Below are 19,997 nucleotides of genomic sequence, written 5' to 3'. Positions count from 1 at the left end.
CGATGATCGCGCTCGCCGGGGTCGGCCGCGTCTACGGCGGGCGCGCGGTCGTGGCGGAGGTCAGCCTGCAGGTCGCGGCCGGCACGATCCTGGCGATGGTGGGCACGTCGGGGTCCGGCAAGACGACCCTGCTGCGGATGATCAACCGGCTGATCGAGCCGAGCACCGGCACGATCCGGATCGCCGGCCGGGACATCCGGGACGTCCCGCCGCATGTCCTGCGCCGCGGCATCGGCTACGCCATCCAGGGGCACGGCCTGTTCCCCCACCGGAGCGTGGCGGAGAATATCGGGGTCGTGCCGCGGCTCCTCGGCTGGGACCGCCGCCGGATCGACGCCCGGGTCGACGCGCTGCTGAGCCTGTTCGACCTCGATCCGGCCGCCTACCGGAACCGGCTGCCGGCGGCCCTCTCGGGCGGCGAGCAGCAGCGGATCGGGGTTGCCCGGGCGTTGGCCGCCGAGCCGCCGATCCTGCTGATGGACGAGCCGTTCGGCGCCCTCGATCCGATCATCCGGGGCCGGGCCCAGGCGGATCTGCTGGCGATCCAGAAGCGCTACGGCACCACCATCGTGCTGGTGACCCACGACATGGACGAGGCCCTGCGCCTCGCCGATCGGATCGCCGTGATGGACCGGGGCCGGCTCGTCCAGGAGGACGCCCCGGCGGCGCTGATCGGCGCGCCGGCGTCGGATTTCGTGCGCAGCCTCCTCGGCGTCGGCGACCGGGCCTTCCAGCTCATGGCCCTGCGCGTCGTCGACGACCTCGTCGAGCCCGGCCCGGCGCCGGGCGAGCCGATCCCGGCCGGGACCTCGGTGCGCGCGGCCCTGGCCGAGAGCCTCTGGTCGCGGCGCCCGGCCCTCCCGGTCAGCCGCGACGGCGTGCTCCTGGGCCGGGTGACGCGCGCCGCCCTCGAAGCGCAGGGCGGCAGCCCGTGAACCGGGCCTCCCAGGTAGCGAAATTCGCGCTCCTCGCCCTGCTGGGCGCGTTCCTGGTGATGCCGGAGCGCTTCGCGGGGCTGTTCCGCCCGTTCGCGCCCGGCGGCACGGCGCCGATCTACGCGCAGACCCCGCTCCTGACGCTCGCCGTCGACCACCTGCTGCTGGTCGCTGCCGCGACATTGGCGGCGAGCGTGCTGGCCGTGAGCTGCGCCGTCCTGGCGACCCGCCCGGCCGGGCGCGAGGTCCTGCCCTTCGCCCGCGCGGTGGCCAATCTCGGCCAGACCTTCCCGCCCGTGGCGGTGCTGGCGCTGGCGGTGCCGGTCTTCGGCTTCGGCACGGTCTCGACCCTGATCGCCCTCGTCCTGTACGGGCTGCTGCCGATCTTCGAGACCGCGCTCACCGGCCTCGCCGGGCTCGACCCGGCCCTGATGGAGGCCGCCCGGGGCATGGGGCTGACCGATCGCCAGCGGCTCGTGCAGGTGGAGCTGCCGCTCGCCCTGCCGATGATTCTCTCCGGGATCCGGCTGGCCGCCGTCATCGGCCTCGCCACGGCGACCATCGGCTCCACGGTGGCGGCCAGCACCCTGGGCGAGGTGATCGTCTCGGGCCTGCTCACCGGCAACACCGCCTACGTCCTGCAGGGCGGCCTCGTGGTCTCGGCGCTGGCGATCCTGACCGACGCGGCCTTCCGCGCCCTGGAACGGGCAGCGGCACGACGGGCTGGATTTCGTTCCTAGAAGCGACGAGAAATCCGGCGGGGCCGTACGCGCGGCCCTGGGGCGTGGAACCCCCTGTCTGATGGTTGCTGCCGACCAGAACGGCACGCGCATCCTTGACCCCGCGGTCGGGGAGCCTGCGGCGCATGTCCAGGCGTTCCGGCGCGAAAGGTCGTCGGGATCGTTCAGACACGGTTTTCCAACGCCCCGACTCGGGAGGGTCCAGGGCTCGTGTGCGGGGGCGCACCGCAGACCAAGGCCCGCCGGAAGGATGCGCCGTGGGCTCCAGCGATCCCGAGACGCGCATGCGCCAGCTCGCCCAGCTGCGCGCGGCCTACGACGCCTCCTGTTCGCGCCTGCCGGACGACGTCGGCAGCGCCGCACGCCATTCCAAGGCCCTTCTGGGGCGCATCCTCGTCGTGCCGCGCGGGGTGCAGGACGGCAAGGGCGCGCGGACCGGCGGATCCTCCAGCGAGCGGCCCTGACCGGAGGACGATCCTCCGACGCGGGACACTTCGGAAGTCTGCCACGTGATCGCAGCCCGGCCCGGGCGTAGAAGCGCAACGTTACCGAGCGTTCCACCACCTGACGCAAATCGATCCGCCACAGATCCCGACGACCGCGCATGTTTCCGCAGCACATATCAATTTGTGTTGAATATTTCTTACAACGGATTCAATAATCGACCGGCGATGCCGATTCGAACGGTGCGAAATCGGCAGCGATATCGCGAGCGAACAATCTCGAACGCGCCGAACTGGGAGATCGCCATGACGTTTGAACGGAGCCTCATCACATCATCGGCACGATGTGCGGCCGCGGCATTCGGTTTCCTGCTGCTCGTCCCGGTCACGGCAGGGGCCGAAGACATGGCGCGTCAGGGCGAATTCCGGATCACCTATACGGCGATCAACCCGGCCGTGCCGAAACCTGTGTCGATCGGCAACAACCGGTCGGCCTCGGCCATGATCCTCACGATGACCGCCGTCAACGAGGCGGGCAGTGGGCTCCTGCACAACATGGCCGGGCGCTGCTCTTCGAGCCCGCTGGTCGACAGCGGCGCGAAGACCTTCGAGAATCACGGCTACTGCGACTACGTCGATGCCGACGGGGACCACGTCTACGAGAAGTGGGACTATCCGGTGCAATCCATGGCGGCCGTGAGCGAGGGGACGGGCGCGTGGATCGGCGGTACCGGCAAGTTCGCGGGCCTGACCGGCACGATGACGATCCGCTCCCGGCGGCTGAACTCCCCCGTCGACGGCGCCACTCAGGTCGTCGGCGAGAAGCGCGGCAGCTACAGCCTCACCGACACGGTCGCGAGCGCCAAGCCGGATTGACCGGGTCGGGCTCCGGATCGGCGGGACAGGCGGCCCGACTTGGCGGTATGACACCGGTCATGACGGCCTCCATGACGCCCGCCGATCGCGACCGGTTCGAGAAGTGCCTGGCGCTCGCCGCGCAGGGCGCCACGGACGGCGAGCGCGCGGCGGCCCGGGCGGCGGCGGCGCGCATCGCCGCCGGTGCCGGCCTGACGCTGGCCGAGGCGACCCGTGCGGCGCCGCGTCCGCAGGCGGCCCGGCCCACCGGGTCGCCGCCGCCCCGGCGCCCCTATTCCTGGGCCCAGCCCCGGGAGCCGGTGAGGCCGATCACCGTCGCGGAGTTGCTGCAGCAGAAGGCGGAGACCGAGGCCTGGCGCCGGCGGGCCTCCACCGCCGCGGAGCGCCGACGGCGGCAGACCCGCGCGGAGCAGGACGCCTACACGGCGGAGCAGCGCGCCCGGCAGGCCGAGCGCGACCGGGACTGGGCGCACGCCCGCGGCGGCGTGGCCGGGGCGCCCACCGAAGAGCCCTAGACCCGCGGTCCCGACAGCGCGCGGCCTTGGTTCGCGTGCGGCGTCACTGTTTCACCAGCTTGCACGTGCTCTCCGACAGGGGCTGGAACGCCTGCGCGCCCGGGATGGTCTTCAGGATCGTGTAGAAGTCCCACGGTCCGTGCGAATCCGCGGGCGCCTTCACCTGCGCGAGGTACATGTCGTGGACCATGCGACCGTCCGGGCGCAGCGTAGCGTTGCGCGCGAAGAAGTCCTGGATCGGCAAATCGCGCATCTTGGCCATGACCCGCAGGCCGTCATCCGTCCCGGCGGCTTCGGCCGCCTTGAGGAAGTGGAGCACCGCCGAATAATCGCCGGCCTGCACCATGGTCGGCATCCGGCCGTCCATCCGCGCGGCGAAGCGCCGGGCGAAGGCCCGCGTCTGCTCGTCCATGTCCCAGTAGAAGCCCGTCGTCAGGATCATGCCCTGGGCGGCCTGGAGCCCGACGGAGTGGATGTCGGTCAGGAAGATGTTGAGCCCGCCCAGCGTCTGGCCGCCCTGCGGGATCCCGAACTCGCTCGCCTGCTTGATGGTGTTGATCGTGTCGGCCCCGGCATTGGCCATGCCGATGATCTTGGCGCCCGACCCCTGCGCCTGCAGGAGATAGGAGGAGAAATCGGCGGTGGGGAACGGATGCTTGACCGAGCCGAGCACCCGGCCGCCCTTCGCCGTCACCACCCGGGTGACCTGGGCCTCCAGATCGTGCCCGAAGGTGTAGTCGGCGGTGATGAAGAACCACGTGTTCTTGGGATCGTCCGCCAGGGCCGTGGCGGTGCCGGCGGCGAGGGCATAGGTATCCCAGGTCCAGTGGGCGCCGGTCGGCGAGCAGGCGGCGTTGGTCAGCGCCATGGAGCCGGCGCCGGAATTGATGTCGATCTTGCCCTTGGCGCGCGCGACCTCCCGCACGGCGAGCCCCGCCACCGAGGAGTTGGTGTCGAAGATCGCGTCGACCCCCTCGGTGTCGAACTACCGCCGCGCGATCGCGGAGGCGATATCGGCCTTGTTCTGGTGGTCGGCGAAGATCAGCTCGACATTGCGGCCGTTGATCGGACGGCCGAAATCCTCCACGGCGAGTTGCGCCGCCGTCACCGATCCCCGGCCGGCGAGGTCCGAATAGCCGCCCGACATGTCGGTCAGGACGCCGATCTTGATGCCGCCGTCGGCATATTGCGCGGCGGCCGACGTGACCGCGAGGGCGACCGCGCCGAACGCCGCCGCAACCACGGCCATGCCCCTCCCGCGACGCGCGCTCCGGTGCCGAGCCGGCCTCCGCCGTGACCGCGCCCAGGTCCCATCAGCCATAGAGATCCCCCCGTGTGTTGATCGTCTTGTCGGATCGCGATGCCGCGCGCCGCCGGCGGCTACGGCGCGCCCCCGGCCCCAGCGCCGAAGAACGCGATCAGCGCTCCGTTGAAGCGCTGCACATCTTCGAGGTTCGTCAGATGCGCGCCGCTCAGTTCGAGATACTGCGCACCGACGATGTGGTCCGCCAGGAAGCGGCCCTCCGCCGGGGGCGTCGAGGCGTCGTGCGTTCCGGCGATCACCAGCGTCGGCACGCAAATCTGCGGGAGCTGCGCGCGGAAATCGGCATCGCGCACCGCCAGGCAGGCGGCCGCGTAGCCCTCCGCCGCCGTGGACGCGAGCGTCCTGCGCAGGGCCGCCGCCAGTTCGGGCCGGGCGGCCGCGTAATCCGGCGTGAGCCAGCGCGACACCACGGTCTCGGCGATGCTGCCGACGCCGTCCGCCCGGACCTTCTCGACGCGCCCGGTCCAGGTCTCCGGGGGGCCGATATAGGCGGCCGTGTTGCACAGGGCGAGGCGCCGCAACCGCTCCGGATGGTTCAGGGCGATCCACTGCCCGGTCAGGCCGCCCATCGACACACCGGCGAAATCGGCGCTGCCGATGCCGAGGTGATCCAGGAGGCCGAGGGCGTCCCGGCCGAGCTCGGCGATCGTGTAGGGTCCCGGCGGGACATCCGAGGCGCCGTGGCCGCGCGTGTCGTAGCGGATCAGGTGGAACCGGTCCGCGAAGGGTTCGACCTGCGGTGCCCACATGTCCAGCGCCGCGCCCAGCGAGTTGGACAGCAGGAGCGCGGGTTTGGCGGGGTCGCCATCGGTCCGGTAGTGCAACCGGACGCCGCCGAGGTCAGCGAAAGCCATCTGCGTGCCCTCCCCTTCAGAGATAGCTTCGGCCGTCGAGATAGGCCTTGCGCCAGCGCCGGATCTCGACGCGCGCGAACAGGCCGACCGCGTGGAAGGGATCCGCCTGGATCAGCGCCTCGGCCTCGGCGCGGGTCTCGACATCGACGACGTACAGGCCGCCGCCCGCGTCGCTGCCGTCGTCGTTCAGCTTCGCGCCGCAGGCGAGGAGACGGTCCTTGATCCGGTCGAGATAGGCGAGATGCGCGGCGCGATGCGCCTTGCGGACCTCCAGGCTGCCGGCCTTGTCGAAGGTCTCGATGATGTAGGGCATGATCCGCGACCTCTCAGTTGGCGGCGATGGCGGAGGGATGCTGCGCCAGCGGCGTGACCTGGATCGACATGTACGGGTAGAGCGGCAGCGCCGTCAGGGTCTCGTGGAGCGCGTCGTTGCCGGCGACGTCGAAGACGCTGTAATTGGCGTACTGGCCGGCGACGCGCCACAGGTGCCGCCACGTCCCCGCCTGCTGCAGTTTCTGGGCGTAGGCCTTTTCGTCGGCCTTCAGGCGATCGGCCTCCGCCTTCGGCAGGGTGTCGGGAATGTTGACCTGCATATGGACCAAATAGAGCATGTCGTCCGTCCTTCGCCGACCGGATGTCAGCCCGCATCGGCCCTGAGAGGCGACCCGGTCACCGGTGAGGAGCAGAGACGGGGCCGGGCCGCAACGGTCGCGGTGGGCGGCCCGGAACCATCGTGCCGATTCTGTAGCCCCTGATACCCCGCGGCCCGCACCGGGGCCGCGTCGGCGGAGGGGGCGGGGCCAAGGCGCCGATCGTTGCGGCGCCCCGGATGCAGGCCTATTCAAACGCCGGTGGGGCGAAGTTCATACCGGGCGGATGCGGCCGACGATGACGGGACATTCGACAGACGAAGTGGCCTTCGAGGCGCGCGGGCCGCTCGGACTCGTCACGCTCGACCGGCCGAAGGCCCTGAACGCCCTGACGCTCGGCATGATCCAGGCGATGCAGGCGCAGCTCCGGGACTGGGCGGCGGATGAGCGCGTGACCCGCGTGGTTCTGCGCGGCAGCGGCGGACGCGCCTTCTGCGCGGGCGGTGACGTCCGGCGCATCTACGAGGCCGCCCGCGCGGGCGAGATGGAGGCGATGTTCGCGATCTGGCGCGGCGAGTACGAACTCGTCGCGGCGCTCGCCCGCTATCCCAAGCCCGTCGTCGCCCTGATCGACGGCATCGTCATGGGCGGCGGCGTCGGAATCTCGGTGCACGGGCCGTACCGGGTGGCGTCCGACGCGTATGCCTTCGCCATGCCGGAGGTCGGCATCGGCTTCATTCCGGATGTCGGCACCACCTATCTGCTGCCGCGGCTGGCGGGTCACAGCGGCACCTACCTGGCCCTGACCGGATCTAAGATCGGCCCGGGCGACGCCCTGGCCCTCGGGCTGGCGACCCATGCCGCGCCCGCCGCCGCGTTCCCCGCGCTCCTCGACGCCCTGGCGGCCGGCGGCCCGGTCGAGCCGATCCTGGCCGCGCACGCCGCCCCCCCGCCGCCGCCGGGGCCGGTCGTCCGGGAGGCGGCCCTGATCGAGGCCTGCTTCTCCGCCGGAAGCGTCGAGGCCGTCCTAGCCCGGCTCGACGCGACAGAAGGGTCGGATTTCGCCGCCGAGACTGCGCGCATCCTCCGCAGCCGCTCGCCGACCAGCCTCTGCCTCGCCCACGAACAGATGCGGCGCGGACCCGGCCTGACCCTCCTCGACGCCATCCGGACCGAGTACCGGCTGGTGACGCACGTCATGCGGGGCCACGATTTCTTCGAGGGCGTGCGCGCGGTGCTCGTCGACAAGGACAACCGGCCGGCCTGGCAGCCCGCCACGCTCGACGCCGTCGACCCGGCCGCCATCCGGGCCGCCTTCGAACCGCGGGACGTGCCGGAGCCGAGCTTCACCTGAGGCGTCTGGCCAGCCGGGTTCGGCCCGTCCCGTGACGGGGCTCAGATCGTCCAGCCGCCGTCGGCGACGACGGCCTGGCCGGTGGTGTAGGTCGCCCCCGCCAGATAGACGGCGAGGTCGGCGATCTCCTCCGGCGTGCCGAGCCGCCCGATCGGCTGGCGGGCGACGAAGGCGGCGCGGGTCTGCGCGTAATCGCCCTGCGCCCGGATGCGCGCCTGCAGCGACGGGCTCTCCACCGTGCCCGGACAGATCGCGTTGCAGCGGATGTTGTGGGCGACGTAATCGGCCGCGACCGACTTGGTCAGCCCGATCACCGCCGCCTTGGTGAGGCCGTAGGCGCAGCGGTTCGGCACGCCCTTCACCGAGGAGGCGACCGAGGCCATGTTGACGATGGCCCCGTCGCGGCGTTCCACCATGCCGGGCAGCACCGCCCGGATGGTGCGGACCATCGCCTTGACGTTGAGGTCGAGGGCGAAGTCGAGCTCGGCCTCCTGCATCTCGAGGACGGTCCCGCCCTGGACCACGCCGGCGCAGTTGAACAGCACGTCGACCCGGCCGATGCGCTCCACCAGGGCGGCGATCGCGCCCGCGTCGAGCACGTCGAGGATCGCGGTGCTGAGCGTGTCCGCCCGGAGGTCGGCGAGGGCGGCCGCGTCGATGTCGGTGGCGTGGACCCGTGCCCCGGCGCGCGCGAAGGCGAGGGCGCTCGCCCGGCCGATTCCCTGCCCCGCCGCCGTGATCAGGACCGTCTTTCCCGAGAGATCTGCCATTCCCCGCCCCCAGAAGGTTGTCGTCGGTGCGGAGCCGGTCGCCGCGATCGCCCTGGACGACGTCCTCGATCGGCGAGAATTCTTCGCTCGGCCACCGGCCCTCCCGGAAGGGTGGCACGGATGCCGTGCCGCCGCCACGCGGCCGCCGCCGCGATCGTCCCGACGGGTTTTTGATCCGATCGCGCGGAGCGCATCACGCACCGGCTCGATGCCGGGACCGGGGCTTTCGGGGGTGCCGGCGGCGAATCCGCGCCGGGGGCGCGGCCTGCGGCGGCGCGACGGCGGGCGGGGGCGCGGCGCGCCCATCATGGGCCGCGATGACGCGCCGGGCCTCCTCGACGCTCATGTCGCAGGCGCTCGTCATCCCCTGCAGGGCCCCGAGGGCCCGATTGTACTCGGGCAGATTGGTGCATCCGGGCACGCCCCAGGCCAGGGCCGTGACCGGCGCCCCGCCGACCACCGCCAGAACCAGGCCGGCAAGACATCTGCTGTACGCCACGTTCCGTCCTCCCCAGGGCGGAGACCGGGGTTGGACGGTCTCACGGCGGGGCAACGCGGCTGCCCCCGGGCCGGGTTCGCCCGATGGATCCGGGATGCGGCGATTTCAGGCACCGCTCCGGCGAAGGAAGTGCTTCCGGTCGACGGCGATGTTCGCAGTATCGGCTGGACCACGGCTTGAGGCAGCGCCGGCCGAGTCGGCATCCGGCGCGTTGCGGCCATCGTTGAGGGTGTCGTGGGCGGGACGGGTCCGCTCTCAGGCCGGGACGCGGCGCAGGAACTCCAGGCGCTGCGCCCCCACAGCCGGATCTCGCCGACATCGACCAGGCCGCCCGATGGGGCGCACAGCAGCAGAATTTCGGGCCGCGGATCGATCACCCGCCGGCGCTGGCCCGGCTCCTCCAAGGCGGAGACGCACCGCAGGATCGACGGCGAGGACGGCACCGCAGACGGCAAACCAACCGGGAATCACAGACGCCCCTATCCACGCTGAAGCGATCGCGCCGGGTTCCGGTTCTCGCCGCTTGCTCTGTCTTCGCAACCCCGTTATGACCCGCCTCGGTCATCCGACGCGACCGTTGCCGATCTCTATGGCGACGCTCTATCGGTATGACCAAAGCGACGGTTTTGAGGACGGTGCCGCACGCACTTCGTCATCGAGATCGAGGCTGGAGAGGTGGCAGAGCGGTTGAATGCACCGCACTCGAAATGCGGTACGCTTTTGCAACTTCAATGACTTAGATGGTTCCTTAGGGACGATAGGGACTGTCGTTAGGGACAAGCATCTAGCCCAATTAGGGCTGCGCTCGGCCACGCTGACCCCCGCATAAACCTTCACCGAATAGCCCGTCCGGCAGACCCATTTGGTCGAGGTCTGTTCCGTCGTGGGTGACGACGCCCCCATCGAACACGATCACGCCGTTAATGCTGCCTGCGGTTAGCCAAAGGAAATCGCGATTGACTATGCTCTCGCACGGCTCGCCACTCTAAATTCAGCGAGCGGCCGCCTCAGGCGGCTAATAAGGACCGGCCACCACGCATCGAAAAACTCCTCATCGAGCTTCTTCATCGTGAGTCGCTCCTCGATCCGGCAGCCGACCTCGTGGCGGATCATCAGGCGCGAAAGCTACGGGCCATCGATTAAGACGATGCGCTTGCACAGCTTTTCGCCGTTTCGCGCGCCGAGGACATGAGCGACGAGGTCGTCACGAACAGCCCCTTCGTCGCTTCGAAGCGGTCGAGGTTCCCGAAGAAGTCACGAATGGCCGAGGCGCCCACCGTGTTGTCGACGGAGTAGCGCTTGGCCTGGACGTAGGTGCAGTCGAGCCCGAGTGGATCCTGGTCGATTGGCCTGCCCCCATCTGGTGGCCCGGGTTCGAAGTTAGTGCATCGTCGGTCGTGTGACGATGGCCGGGCGAGCGGACGGCACTGAGCCGCTCGGTTCGGTTGGCCAAATGACGACCTCCGGCGCAGGCGGGCAGTAGCCGAGTGACGAGTGCGGCCGGATGCTGTTGTAGTGCGTCCGCCACTGCTCGATTACGACGCTGGCTTCCTTGAGGGTGTAGAACACCTCGCCGTTGAGGAGTTCATCCCGCAGCTTCGCGTTGAAGCTCTCGCAGTACCCGTTCTCCCACGGACTGCCAGGCTCGATGTAGGCGGTCTCTGAGCCGACCGCTGCGATCCAATCTCGGACAGATCGAGCGATGAACTCAGGCCCATAGCACATCGGGAAGATGGCTCGACGGCTCTGGGGCGGCGCGCGAAGCCATGCTGAGCGCAGCGCGTCGCCCTGGGCGGTCATGGCCGATCAACGGGTCACTAGAGTGACGGTGTTCGAAGCCTCATTCCGGAGACGGATCGACCATGACCAGACCACAGCTTACGCCGCCGGCCGGCGTTCTCGTAGCCATCGACGTCGCCAAGGCCCGCAATGAGGTCCTCATCGAGGTGCCCGGGTCCGGCCGTCGACGCCGGTTAAGCGTGCTCAACACCCGTGCCGAGCACGACCGCCTGATCGCGCTCCTGGCCGATCTCGGTCAGCCGGTAACCTGCGGGTTCGAGGCGACCGGCAACTATCATCGCCCGATCGCCTGGCGCCTGCTCCAGGCTGGCTTTGCCGTGCGACTGATCTCGTCCGTGGGGCTCGCCCGAACCCGCGAGGCCCTGCACAATGGTTGGGACAAGAACGACCCGAAGGACGCCCAGGTCATGCTGCACATGATCCGCATCGGCGCCTCGCAGGTGTACCACGACCCGCTCGCCGCCGGCATCAACGACGTGCAGGAACTGTCCAAGACGCACGACGCCGTCTCGCGGGCCAAGACCGAGGTACTGCATCGGATCCTAACCCACTACCTGCCGCTGTACTTCCCGGAGGTCGACCGCTTCCGCCACAATAGCCGGTCGGACCGGTTCTTCGCCTTCCTCGATCGCTTCCCCACGCCTGCCAGCATCACCGCGCTGAGCAAGGAGGCCTTCATCGCCGCAGCCTGGGATGTCGTCGGGCGCAAGGTCGCCAAGGCGCAACTGCTCGGCGACATCTACGAGACGGCCCGCAGCTCGATCGGCCTGCCGGTGCCGCCTGACGCTCCGGCGGTGAGCATGTTCCGGCTCGTCATCGGCGAGGTGCGTGGCCTCATACGGCAACGCGACGCGATCGAGGCCGCGGCCGACACCCTCCTGTCGGAGAGCGCCGACTACAAGCTGCTGCGCCGCATCCCCGGCATCGGCCCGATCAACGCCCTGACCATCCTGGCCGAGGCCGGCGACCTGCGCCGCTTCAGCCATCACCGCCAGTTCCTGAAGTTCTGTGGCCTCGATCTGGCCACCCAGCAATCCGGCACCTTCCGCGGCCAGACCAAACTGTCGAAGTACGGCAACGCCCGGCTCCGGCGTACGCTTTGGTTGGCTGGGCAGGTGGCCATCCGGCAGCGGGAGAACGGCTTCCGCGACAAGTTCGAGCGCTACATCGCCCGCGACCGGCACGATGCCGACCTGCGGCGCAAGGCGCTGACCGCGATCACCGCCAAGATGGCGCGCGTGGTGCACGCCGTCATCAAGACCGGTGCCGACTACCGGCCCTTCGTCGAGGGGCCGGTACCAGGTGGGAGAACCCCTCTCAGCAGAGCCGTGAGGGCGTGAGAACCACGACCCTGTAGACAATGCTCGGGTCTCCTGCGTGGATCGACATCTCGTGTTGAGGACGGTGAGGACCACGGTGCCGCGTGCATCGGCTGGATCCTGTGTTCGCTATGGCCGAGAGTTCTTCCGGATCGGCAGGAGCCGCCTGGATCCGCGTTGACGACAAACACACCGCGGGCGCATGTTCGCGGACGGAGACCTGTTGCCTGGCCAGCCGTCTTTCCTCGCTACGTAGGACGTTGTCCGAGCGGATATGGCCAGGCACGCCGCGCAGGCTGAAGAGATCCGAGAGGACATCGATCACATCGTGCGCCTTCAGCTTACGTGATACGCAGATCGCCAGGCACTCACGGGTGAACTCATCGAGGACATTCAGCATCCGGTACTTGCGACCGTTATGCGTCCGGTGCTCGACGAAGTCGTACGACCAGACATGGTCGGGTCGCTCTGGCCGCAGTCGCACGCACGAGCCGTCGTTGAGCCAGAGGCGGGCCCGCTTCGGCTGTCGCGCTGGAACCTTGAGCCCCTCCCGCCGCCAGATCCGTTCGACCCGCTTCACGTTGACCGTCCAGCCATCGCGCCTGAGCAGCGCGGTGATCCGACGGTAGCCGTAGCGCCCGTACTGGAGAGCCAGCGCGACGATGGCGGTGGTCAGTGCGGCCTCGTCCTCGACCACCACGGCGCACTTGCGCTGTGTCGAGCGGTGCTGACCGAGAACGCGGCAAGCGAACCGTTCCGATACGCCATGCTCGGCCACGACGTAGTCGAAGCAAGCCCGGCGGCGAGCCGGGCTCAGAAGTTTCCCGAAGCCGCCTCCTTCAGGATCAGCTTTTCCAGGGTCAGGTCGGAGATCGCCCGGCGGAGGCGCTGGTTCTCAGTCTCTAGAGACTTCAGCCGCTTGACCTGATCCCCCTTCAAGCCGCCGTACTCGGATCGCCAACGATAGTACGTGACCTCCGTCACCTCGATGGACCGAATTGCTTCAGAGACCTTGCGGCCTTGCGAGACCAAGACATCGACCTGGCGCAGCTTGGCGACGATCTCTTCAGCCGTATGCTTCTTCCGACGCATCAAAACATCCTCCACATGGCTCGAAGCCATACCTCAGGGAGGACCACTTTTCAGGGGGCAGGCCAGCCCGGCGTCGTGATCGACGCGCTCGCGACACCACCGCTCGCCCTCATCCAGCAGCCGCTGCATAGGGCCAGGATTGAGCCGAACCCTGTGTCCATCACCGATTACATCGTCAATTACCACCGGGTCCCCAGGTCGCCACTTCGCCCGCGCTGCTGCTTCAACATCACTTCGAAGGCGGGCAAGGAATGACGGGCGCACCATCACTTGACCCCCTGTTGCAGGCCGCGCCGTGCGACGATCGCTCGGAACCCATGGCGAGTGTGTAACTCGTTGTAATATCCAGATATTTCACGGTCTACGCAGGGTCGCATACCGTGCGTCGAACTGAGCACATGGATCATGTGATCCTGTATGTTCCGGCCCATGACGCACGCATCGAACCGCGCGAGGCGTAGCCCGTGGATGTCGCCGACATCATCGAGGAAGCAGATTTCAGGAACCCCACCGAGGTAGACGACACCGCGCAGTGTGGCTGCCCAGATGCCCTTCAAATAGCTTGGCGACCACCAGCCGTATGACCACACGTCACCCCACCGATCGTCGGTCCGACACCGGTAGTCGTAGGCGTGGGTCAAACTGCGGCGTACGTCCCGGACCTCGTCCAGCATCTCGGCCGGTGATCCGCATGGCCGCGTCGAAGCTTCGACCCGACACAGGCAATGGTCCGTCAAACACCCGTCGACCCACTGCCCGATCCCTTCCGCCACGCGCCTCGCGCGATACCGGCGACACCTATCGCATCCGGGCGAGCGGCACCACGACCAGTGGCCCGCCGCTGTTCGCGATCCGCATATGCTGAGCATACGCCGAAGCGGCTCACTCGTTTATTCCGATCTTAGAAGCCGTGTAGTTGTTCTGCTCATTGATAAATCCCGATGCATCAACTGTCGTATTTAGCTTGATGCGATCGGGAGAAGTGAAATGAAGGTTCGCGATATACTATCGGTGGTCGACATCGACCAGATCGAGGCAGAAGATTTGATAGACATCCTGCGGCGTATGGCGCGCGAACCCGACGTCGACGAAATGACGCCCGACCTCCTGCACGCCATGTATGGCGATGAGGCCGGCGATCTCGCGATCGAGCAGCAGCGTGCCGATCTCCGCGCTACCCTCGCGAAGGCCCGCAAACTCGACGCTGATGCCGATCGTGCCCGCGCTGAAGCTGATGCTCAGCGCGTCGGCAGCCGACTGGAGGCGAGATGAGCGACGACGAACTGGCAGACACCCTGCGGCGGCCCCTGAAGGCTCTGATGACCGAAGCCCATGCCAAGGGGCCGGGCAAGGTCATGACTGAAGCGGATCGTGATGCCGTCCTATGGGTGACCGATCGCGAGGAAGGCCTCCCGGTTGATTGGTCCGATCGCCCAACGTGGCGGGAGGACCCTCGCCTTTGGGTTCAGTAAGCGCTGGATGATCGATGCTAGGCTGCCGGAAGCGGGCTCTCTGCCAGATGGTCCGCCTCGCCGGAGAAGTCCTGTAGGAGGGCTGCCAACTCTGCAAAGCTCAGGAACACGTCCTTTCCCTCGTGGTGACATCCCAATCCGTCGCTCGTGATCCAGATCGGCGCCGCGGGCATCGCGCCCGGATCCGCAGATTGCGCCATGTCGCTCCCGAAATGCTTGATCCGGTTGCTGAACAGGCCGACCCGCTCCCTGACCGAACCGTCACCTTTTGCGTAAAGCCGGGGTAGGGCAGGGTAGATCTTCGCCGCCCCGTCCACGCAGGCCATCGCCACGCCGACCCGCAGGATGCAGTTCCCGAAACGCGCCACCGCGAGGTCGTAGTTCATCAGCGCCGTACCGTCCGGCAGATGCAACAGGTATTGGCGGATGTACCGGCAAGCGGCGCGATAATCGAAGATTGCGGGTCCGACATTGCGGATGAAAGTGGCAATTAGGACCACAGCCGCCCAACCAGGGCTTTCACCGGCACGCTGAATGATCTTGGCCCACATGAATGACAGGTGGTAGTGCGGCATGAACTGCACGTCGGGCGCGGTGCATTCCGTCAGATCAGCGAGGTTCGTCCCGAAGTAAGGATCGAGTACCGATATCGCTGAAGTATGGCCATCAGGGGCCGGAAATAAGAAAATGAAATCGTCCTCGGTGAGGTCCACGGCTATCCTCCGAGAACATCAATGATGCAAACAGAAGGCGATCCATGCTTTCTGGCTGCATTTGCATTGTCAGCAAATTTTGGCCATTTCCCACTCTTTGCAAACGCTCAGCGCGCTGGCACCAACCGCTGAAGCTGGTTGCCCTGGCCGATCGGCCGGTATCTCGCGTCCGTCGTGACGTTGCGCGATCGCAAGTAGTGCCCCAGCGTATGGTGCTGAGCGTCGTACAGTCTGACCTCGTCGCCTTCGTCCTTTAGGTGGGGGGACGATGCGCCCGCGGTTGTTGCAGATCGTCGTATTCACGACGCCGCTCCCGTGCCGGACAACGCTCGGTGAACGCTGCTCTTTCCGATGTCGAGGCGCTTCGCGATCGCGGCCATACTCAGGCCGCCAGCAGCGAGCGCCTTAGTCTCATTGCTGTGCTTCCTGGCGGTCGGCTGCCGACCCCGGTACTTCCCCTCGGCCTTGGCCTTGGCGATGCCTTCGCGCTGACGCTCCAGCATCATCTCGCGCTCCCATTGCGCGATGCAGGCGAGCAGGTTAAGCATCAATTTGCCGGTTAGATTGACGGTGTCGAAGCCGAGATTGAGCACGCGAAGTTCGAACTGCTTCGCTGCAAGGCGTGCCCGGACCCGGCAGAAGTACGGTACGCTGAGAGCGAGGCGTGGAAGGTGAGTTACCACGAGGGTAGCCCCTGCGCGGCCGAACTTGATTGAAGCCTTAAGCGTTGGGCGCGGCCCGATAAACTCGTCTGCTTCACGAATAGCTTCTCGACCCCGGCTGCGGTGAGAGCGTGCTTCTAAACCTTAAGCGCCGCCTCTTGTTCCAAGGTTGAGGCTCTCGCGAGGCCAATAAGCATGCGCTTCCTGCTGCCAGATGGATCTCTCGGACTGTGTCATCGTCCTTTCAAAGCTCAAATACAAAGCTCGTGACAGGGTAAAGCTGGGCTGGTGGTCGAGCGTTAGGCGCCGCCATAGAAGCGGGATTCAGTGGCTCTCATATGGGCCATCCACCCAACATCTCATGCGGTTAGGCGTCTCGCCCGAGCAAAGGACAGATTCCGCGCCACTGTACGCTATATTACGAGCAAGACCGGTGGTTCGCACCTCCGGCCGCGCTAGAAATTCAACAAAGGGATAATTTCACCTCGCTTATGCAAAGGAAAATATATCACTTTCGGGAATTTCTACGTCATTTTAACTTTCCTATCCCAAATATACTCGCATTTTTGCTGAAATCTAACGAATTCTGATTTGTCATAGAAGTATATTTTAAGGTATGGGGCGCCTGGGTGGATCTTCTGAGAGGCTCTGAATGGATCAGTCCACCTGACGACTACCATTAGATCGAACTTCGCACCGGGTACAATCGAATCTATTAGCCTACGGATTATTAGAAACGCCTTCCCCCGTCTGTCTTCGGAGGAAAGCGAGCGCCAGTTTTCACAGACCTCCTGCCAGCCCAAAAACCCATCGGCCCGGTAAGCCTTCGATTGCGAGTGGGGGACCGGACATAAATTTGCGTAGAAACGGAAGATTTGATTTTTGCTGTATTTAAACATTGCCTCGGCGCCCCTTGCATCTGCTTGCTTTCTTGCAAGTCACTGAAAATTAGTCGGAAAAAAATAACCTTACAAATGAAAAAATTGGCCCGCAGCTACGATCGTGCAGGGGTTCAATACAACCTAAAAATATGCAACAAGCTACAACTGTCGATTTCGTCGACGAAAAACGAAGATTAAGTAGTTTTAATTGTCGTTTGAGTTTTAATGATCGGGATATGACATGATCGAACGTTAATCTTGAATCATGATCTCAAATTATACATGGTGACAAGATTTTTTTATCGAGGAGGCCCTGCGAACGTGCGCGCATTTTCACTTAATGTGGTGCTTTGATCGGTGCTAGTGATTCGGCTTTCAGAAGGGTGGGCAGCCCTCAATCACGCGTGCCTACTTGAGGTTGATCGAGCATGATGCCGCGTCGCTTGTAGCGGACGGATCATTTTGCAAGTCGGGAGAGGTGCGACCTAGATTGAAGCCCGTTGAGTCAGACGCGTTATCAGTTGGCGTTCTATGCCGCTCGTTAGTAGCAAAAAATTATTATACCGCAGAGTTACGTTTAAAAAATTACGCACTTGATGCTTTTGTGCTTTATATCTTAGGGATAATTTCTAGTAATAATTGTATATAATTTTGTGATTTGCTCAATTTTATATTTCAGCTTGAGACCGTGCGTCACCTAACAATTGCGGTCCGCCTCTCTGGATTGAAGATAATCTTGGGATCGCCCGCGTGCGGCGACGGACTGGCCTTAAGACGAAGCGGATTCCGCGCATCGGACGGACGGAGCGCTTCGCGGATATGTTCTGCCCGAAGGTGGCTGTAGTCGTGGCTGATCATTTCGACGGAGGTGCCGCAGCTGATCGCCAGGATGTCCGAAGTAACCCCCCGCCGCAGCCGCTCGGTCAGGTAGGTGTGGCGACAGGTGTAGAGGGCCTCTCCGGAGGCAGTCTTCTGAAACCTGAGCCGTCGAAGGGTCGATTTGAAGCTCGTGCCCATGTCTCGAACAATTCCACCACGGCGAGGGCCAGAGGGGCGTGCGCCCCGTGAATGCGAAGCCGAACTCATTGAGGAGTGCGCGCAGGTCCGTGAGCACATCGAGCGCCTCAGGGTCGCAGTTCACGATCCTCGGGCCCGTCTTGCCATCACCGCAAGGGTCGATCACCACGATGTCCTCGCCATGCTCGTTGCGGGCCTGTTGGATGCGGTCCCAGGTCAGTTCGAGGATTTCAGCGCCGGGCCGCATACCCGAGCACAGCAGCAGCCGCACGTGCAGCGCCATCAAGCGCCGATCATAGTTCTTGCGCCGCCCCCCTCCCCCAACTTCTCAAAGCGCGCGCGCTCGGCTTTCTCAACGCGATCGAACTCCGCCAGGCGGTTGGCGATCTGCTCGTGCGAAAGCGCATTGCGCCGGTCCTCAGCGGCCCGGTGCTTCTTGGTCTCGCGCGGACGCGGCAGATGACGGAGTTCGTGGACAACTGCGTCGCTGACGAGCGGTTTGGGCCGGTCGCTCGCCCACGTCAGAGCCTTCACGAAATACTGCTTCTCGCGTCGCAGGGTCGTGGCAGACGGCGGTTGAAGGCGGCGTCCGATCGACACCGTCTGATCCTCGCGCCGATAGGGCGCCACGGCAGCTCCCTCCCCGTACTGCTCCAGACGCCAACGTTCCCAAGCGTAGAATTGCTGCCGACTGAGATCCGCCAACGGCACCTGCCGCCAGAACGGGAGGAAGTTACGGCGCACGACCGAGATCTCCGGCCCGAGCCTCTGCTCTCCGTCGTCGAAGCAACGAACGAGGTCCTCCAGGTAGCGCTCAAGAATGTCACTCACGCTCGGTCCGCTCAAGGAGATGGGCTATCCGGCCTCCTTGCGGGCCTCCAGCACCTTGTGACGGCGATTCGCGACCATCTCTGCCATCGCTAGGTCAGTCGTCTTGGTCAATTCACGGACGCGATCTTCGGGGCCAAAGCGGTAGTCGGCGTAGATGAATTACGACCGCGGGTGCCGGTAGAGCGTGATGCCGTGTCCGAGGTCGACACGCCCATAGCTGTCGTAATTGTCGCGCCGCTGATCGCGCAGATGCGCACGGGTGGAGGTGCGGGGGGGAGGCATGGAAATCGTGTGCTTCGCGGTGGGTGTGCCAAAGGTGTGCCAAGCGGCGGACGTGCGATTCGGCGACCGCAAAGTCGAGCGTTCCGGGCGGCGAAGCGTCAGCAGACGCCGTTTCCCTTGCGAAGCAAAACCTTGGTAACGACTGTCGCGCCCCGATGCATTATTCACGAGCGCTTGAGCTTGCCAGTAAAACTGTGCCGTGTACACTCCGAAGGCAAAGATCACACGTTCGAATCGTGTCGGGTGCGCCCATCTTCTTCATATTAATCAGTGACTTGGGCGCTTCGCTCATTTGGTGATCCGGCTCTGTTGAGAGGCGGTGTGCCAGCGGTGTACCAAAGCTGTGGCTGATTGGCCGCGTCCCGAGAGGCGCGACGGCTTTAGAAATTTGACACCGTCAGATCGATTCGTCATCGCGCGATGGCTGGCACGTGCGGATGTGAGATTGATTTGACGCACTGACCCGGTCAGGTTCTAGCCGGGAGATCCGCATGGCTAGGTTGTGGGCTGGTTTCATCACGTCGCTCCTCCTGACCATAGCCCCGTTGGCCACCCGCGCGGGTGGCCTTACCCTCTCAGGCACTGCCCGTTAAGTCGTCCTCGCCAGCCGACCCGACCTCGACACCTCCATCGGTGTCGCCCGCTATCACCGTTGGCAGTTCCCGAGCGTGCGTGTTGTGCGCGCGGCCAACGGTTGGTTCGCAGTCGTCGCCGGACCGGAGAACGCCGTCGATCCGCGTGCCCTGCGCCAGCGCCTCACGCGTGCGGGCGGCTTACCGAGCGACTTCATCTTCTCGCGCGGCGATAGCTACGTCGAGCAGGTATGGGTGCCCCCGCCCCTGCGGAAGGGCCGATCGCCAAATACGATGGCAAGCGTGACGGCGTTCTGCGCGTCTCTGGCAGGGGCGTTCCTAGAGAGCAACGGCGTGGCCTATGCGACAGAGAGCGACACCGCCGCCCTGCCTCCGGCGGATCTAGCTGAGCATGCCAAAGGCTCAGCGTATTCGTGGCTTGTCGGTAGGCCACAA

General features: G+C 65.8%; 21 protein-coding genes and 3 pseudogenes. 9 read left to right on the top strand and 15 right to left on the bottom strand.

Annotated features, from left to right (window positions below; translation table 11 throughout):
* Positions 1 to 2: 2 nt before the first annotated feature.
* From AC3IF1_RS05975 to AC3IF1_RS05955, 5 genes are all read left to right on the top strand, one after another.
* Positions 3 to 935, top strand: coding sequence for an ABC transporter ATP-binding protein (locus AC3IF1_RS05975; RefSeq protein ID WP_489220329.1), 933 nt, complete (start codon positions 3 to 5; stop codon positions 933 to 935).
* Positions 936 to 994: 59 nt separating this feature from the next.
* Positions 995 to 1,675 carry an ABC transporter permease gene (locus AC3IF1_RS05970; protein WP_489220328.1) on the top strand — a complete coding sequence of 227 codons (681 nt, stop codon included), beginning with the start codon at positions 995 to 997 and terminating at the stop codon, positions 1,673 to 1,675.
* 284 nt (positions 1,676 to 1,959) lie between these two features.
* Positions 1,960 to 2,139 carry a hypothetical protein gene (locus AC3IF1_RS05965; RefSeq protein ID WP_489216510.1) on the top strand — a complete coding sequence of 60 codons (180 nt, stop codon included), beginning with the start codon at positions 1,960 to 1,962 and terminating at the stop codon, positions 2,137 to 2,139.
* Positions 2,140 to 2,523: 384 nt separating this feature from the next.
* Positions 2,524 to 2,994 (top strand): hypothetical protein, encoded by a 471-nt coding sequence (locus AC3IF1_RS05960; RefSeq protein WP_489216508.1) that lies wholly within the window; start codon positions 2,524 to 2,526, stop codon positions 2,992 to 2,994.
* A gap of 71 nt (positions 2,995 to 3,065) precedes the next feature.
* Positions 3,066 to 3,509 carry a hypothetical protein gene (locus AC3IF1_RS05955; RefSeq protein WP_489216506.1) on the top strand — a complete coding sequence of 148 codons (444 nt, stop codon included), beginning with the start codon at positions 3,066 to 3,068 and terminating at the stop codon, positions 3,507 to 3,509.
* A 43-nt stretch (positions 3,510 to 3,552) separates the two neighbouring features.
* On the opposite strand, the pseudogene AC3IF1_RS05950 reads toward AC3IF1_RS05955, so the two are convergent.
* The 4 genes and pseudogenes from AC3IF1_RS05950 to catC form a co-directional block, all read right to left on the bottom strand.
* Positions 3,553 to 4,758: pseudogene (locus AC3IF1_RS05950) on the bottom strand (ABC transporter substrate-binding protein).
* Positions 4,759 to 4,889: 131 nt separating this feature from the next.
* Positions 4,890 to 5,687, bottom strand: coding sequence for a 3-oxoadipate enol-lactonase (gene pcaD, locus AC3IF1_RS05945; protein WP_489216504.1), 798 nt, complete (start codon positions 5,685 to 5,687; stop codon positions 4,890 to 4,892).
* Positions 5,688 to 5,703: 16 nt separating this feature from the next.
* On the bottom strand, positions 5,704 to 6,000 hold the full coding sequence (locus tag AC3IF1_RS05940; RefSeq protein WP_243964712.1) for a YciI family protein: 297 nt from the start codon (positions 5,998 to 6,000) through the stop codon (positions 5,704 to 5,706).
* A 13-nt stretch (positions 6,001 to 6,013) separates the two neighbouring features.
* Positions 6,014 to 6,298, bottom strand: coding sequence for a muconolactone Delta-isomerase (gene catC / locus AC3IF1_RS05935; protein ID WP_243964714.1), 285 nt, complete (start codon positions 6,296 to 6,298; stop codon positions 6,014 to 6,016).
* Between the two features lie 277 nt (positions 6,299 to 6,575).
* Here catC and AC3IF1_RS05930 point away from each other — a divergent pair, with 277 nt between their 5' ends.
* On the top strand, positions 6,576 to 7,631 hold the full coding sequence (locus AC3IF1_RS05930; RefSeq protein ID WP_489216502.1) for an enoyl-CoA hydratase/isomerase family protein: 1,056 nt from the start codon (positions 6,576 to 6,578) through the stop codon (positions 7,629 to 7,631).
* A 41-nt stretch (positions 7,632 to 7,672) separates the two neighbouring features.
* On the opposite strand, the gene AC3IF1_RS05925 is transcribed toward AC3IF1_RS05930, so the two are convergent.
* The 4 genes and pseudogenes from AC3IF1_RS05925 to AC3IF1_RS05910 form a co-directional block, all read right to left on the bottom strand.
* Positions 7,673 to 8,401, bottom strand: coding sequence for an SDR family oxidoreductase (locus tag AC3IF1_RS05925; RefSeq protein WP_489216500.1), 729 nt, complete (start codon positions 8,399 to 8,401; stop codon positions 7,673 to 7,675).
* 193 nt (positions 8,402 to 8,594) lie between these two features.
* Complete coding sequence (locus AC3IF1_RS05920) at positions 8,595 to 8,900, bottom strand: hypothetical protein (RefSeq protein WP_489216498.1); 306 nt, start codon at positions 8,898 to 8,900, stop codon at positions 8,595 to 8,597.
* 1,139 nt (positions 8,901 to 10,039) lie between these two features.
* Positions 10,040 to 10,246, bottom strand: coding sequence for a restriction endonuclease (locus AC3IF1_RS05915; protein ID WP_489220327.1), 207 nt, complete (start codon positions 10,244 to 10,246; stop codon positions 10,040 to 10,042).
* A 34-nt stretch (positions 10,247 to 10,280) separates the two neighbouring features.
* Positions 10,281 to 10,616 (bottom strand): annotated as a pseudogene (locus AC3IF1_RS05910) (integrase core domain-containing protein); the annotation flags it as partial.
* 146 nt (positions 10,617 to 10,762) lie between these two features.
* Here AC3IF1_RS05910 and AC3IF1_RS05905 point away from each other — a divergent pair.
* The gene (locus AC3IF1_RS05905) at positions 10,763 to 12,040 is read left to right on the top strand and encodes an IS110 family RNA-guided transposase (RefSeq protein WP_489216496.1); all 1,278 of its coding nucleotides are present in this window, start codon (positions 10,763 to 10,765) and stop codon (positions 12,038 to 12,040) included.
* 238 nt (positions 12,041 to 12,278) lie between these two features.
* On the opposite strand, the pseudogene AC3IF1_RS05900 reads toward AC3IF1_RS05905, so the two are convergent.
* A pseudogene (locus tag AC3IF1_RS05900) lies at positions 12,279 to 13,111 on the bottom strand (IS3 family transposase); the annotation flags it as partial.
* A 266-nt stretch (positions 13,112 to 13,377) separates the two neighbouring features.
* The gene (locus AC3IF1_RS05895) at positions 13,378 to 13,785 is read right to left on the bottom strand and encodes a hypothetical protein (RefSeq protein ID WP_489216494.1); all 408 of its coding nucleotides are present in this window, start codon (positions 13,783 to 13,785) and stop codon (positions 13,378 to 13,380) included.
* Positions 13,786 to 14,098: 313 nt separating this feature from the next.
* Here AC3IF1_RS05895 and AC3IF1_RS05890 point away from each other — a divergent pair, with 313 nt between their 5' ends.
* On the top strand, positions 14,099 to 14,383 hold the full coding sequence (locus tag AC3IF1_RS05890; RefSeq protein WP_489216492.1) for a hypothetical protein: 285 nt from the start codon (positions 14,099 to 14,101) through the stop codon (positions 14,381 to 14,383).
* The gene (locus AC3IF1_RS05885; RefSeq protein ID WP_489216490.1) at positions 14,380 to 14,583 is read left to right on the top strand and encodes a hypothetical protein; all 204 of its coding nucleotides are present in this window, start codon (positions 14,380 to 14,382) and stop codon (positions 14,581 to 14,583) included. Before AC3IF1_RS05890 ends, AC3IF1_RS05885 begins: the two co-directional genes overlap by 4 nt.
* A 17-nt stretch (positions 14,584 to 14,600) precedes the next feature.
* Here the strand turns inward: AC3IF1_RS05885 and AC3IF1_RS05880 are convergent, their stop codons facing one another.
* The 5 genes from AC3IF1_RS05880 to AC3IF1_RS05860 all read right to left on the bottom strand — a co-directional run bounded on the left by AC3IF1_RS05880 (position 14,601) and on the right by AC3IF1_RS05860 (position 18,969).
* Positions 14,601 to 15,296 (bottom strand): hypothetical protein, encoded by a 696-nt coding sequence (locus tag AC3IF1_RS05880; RefSeq protein ID WP_489216488.1) that lies wholly within the window; start codon positions 15,294 to 15,296, stop codon positions 14,601 to 14,603.
* 299 nt (positions 15,297 to 15,595) lie between these two features.
* Positions 15,596 to 15,979, bottom strand: a complete 384-nt coding sequence (locus AC3IF1_RS05875; RefSeq protein WP_489216486.1) for a recombinase family protein — start codon at positions 15,977 to 15,979, stop codon at positions 15,596 to 15,598.
* Positions 15,980 to 17,532: 1,553 nt separating this feature from the next.
* Positions 17,533 to 17,856 (bottom strand): hypothetical protein, encoded by a 324-nt coding sequence (locus AC3IF1_RS05870; protein ID WP_489216484.1) that lies wholly within the window; start codon positions 17,854 to 17,856, stop codon positions 17,533 to 17,535.
* 282 nt (positions 17,857 to 18,138) lie between these two features.
* A complete protein-coding gene (locus AC3IF1_RS05865) occupies positions 18,139 to 18,687 on the bottom strand; it encodes a hypothetical protein (RefSeq protein WP_489216482.1) in 549 nt (182 codons plus the stop codon).
* A gap of 159 nt (positions 18,688 to 18,846) precedes the next feature.
* Complete coding sequence (locus tag AC3IF1_RS05860; protein ID WP_489216481.1) at positions 18,847 to 18,969, bottom strand: hypothetical protein; 123 nt, start codon at positions 18,967 to 18,969, stop codon at positions 18,847 to 18,849.
* Positions 18,970 to 19,997 lie beyond the last annotated feature (1,028 nt).

The sequence above is a fragment of the Methylobacterium sp. E-012 genome (genome assembly GCF_057836545.1).
Note: the sequence above shows the minus strand (reverse complement) of the source record. Positions and strands in the feature narration are given on the sequence as shown.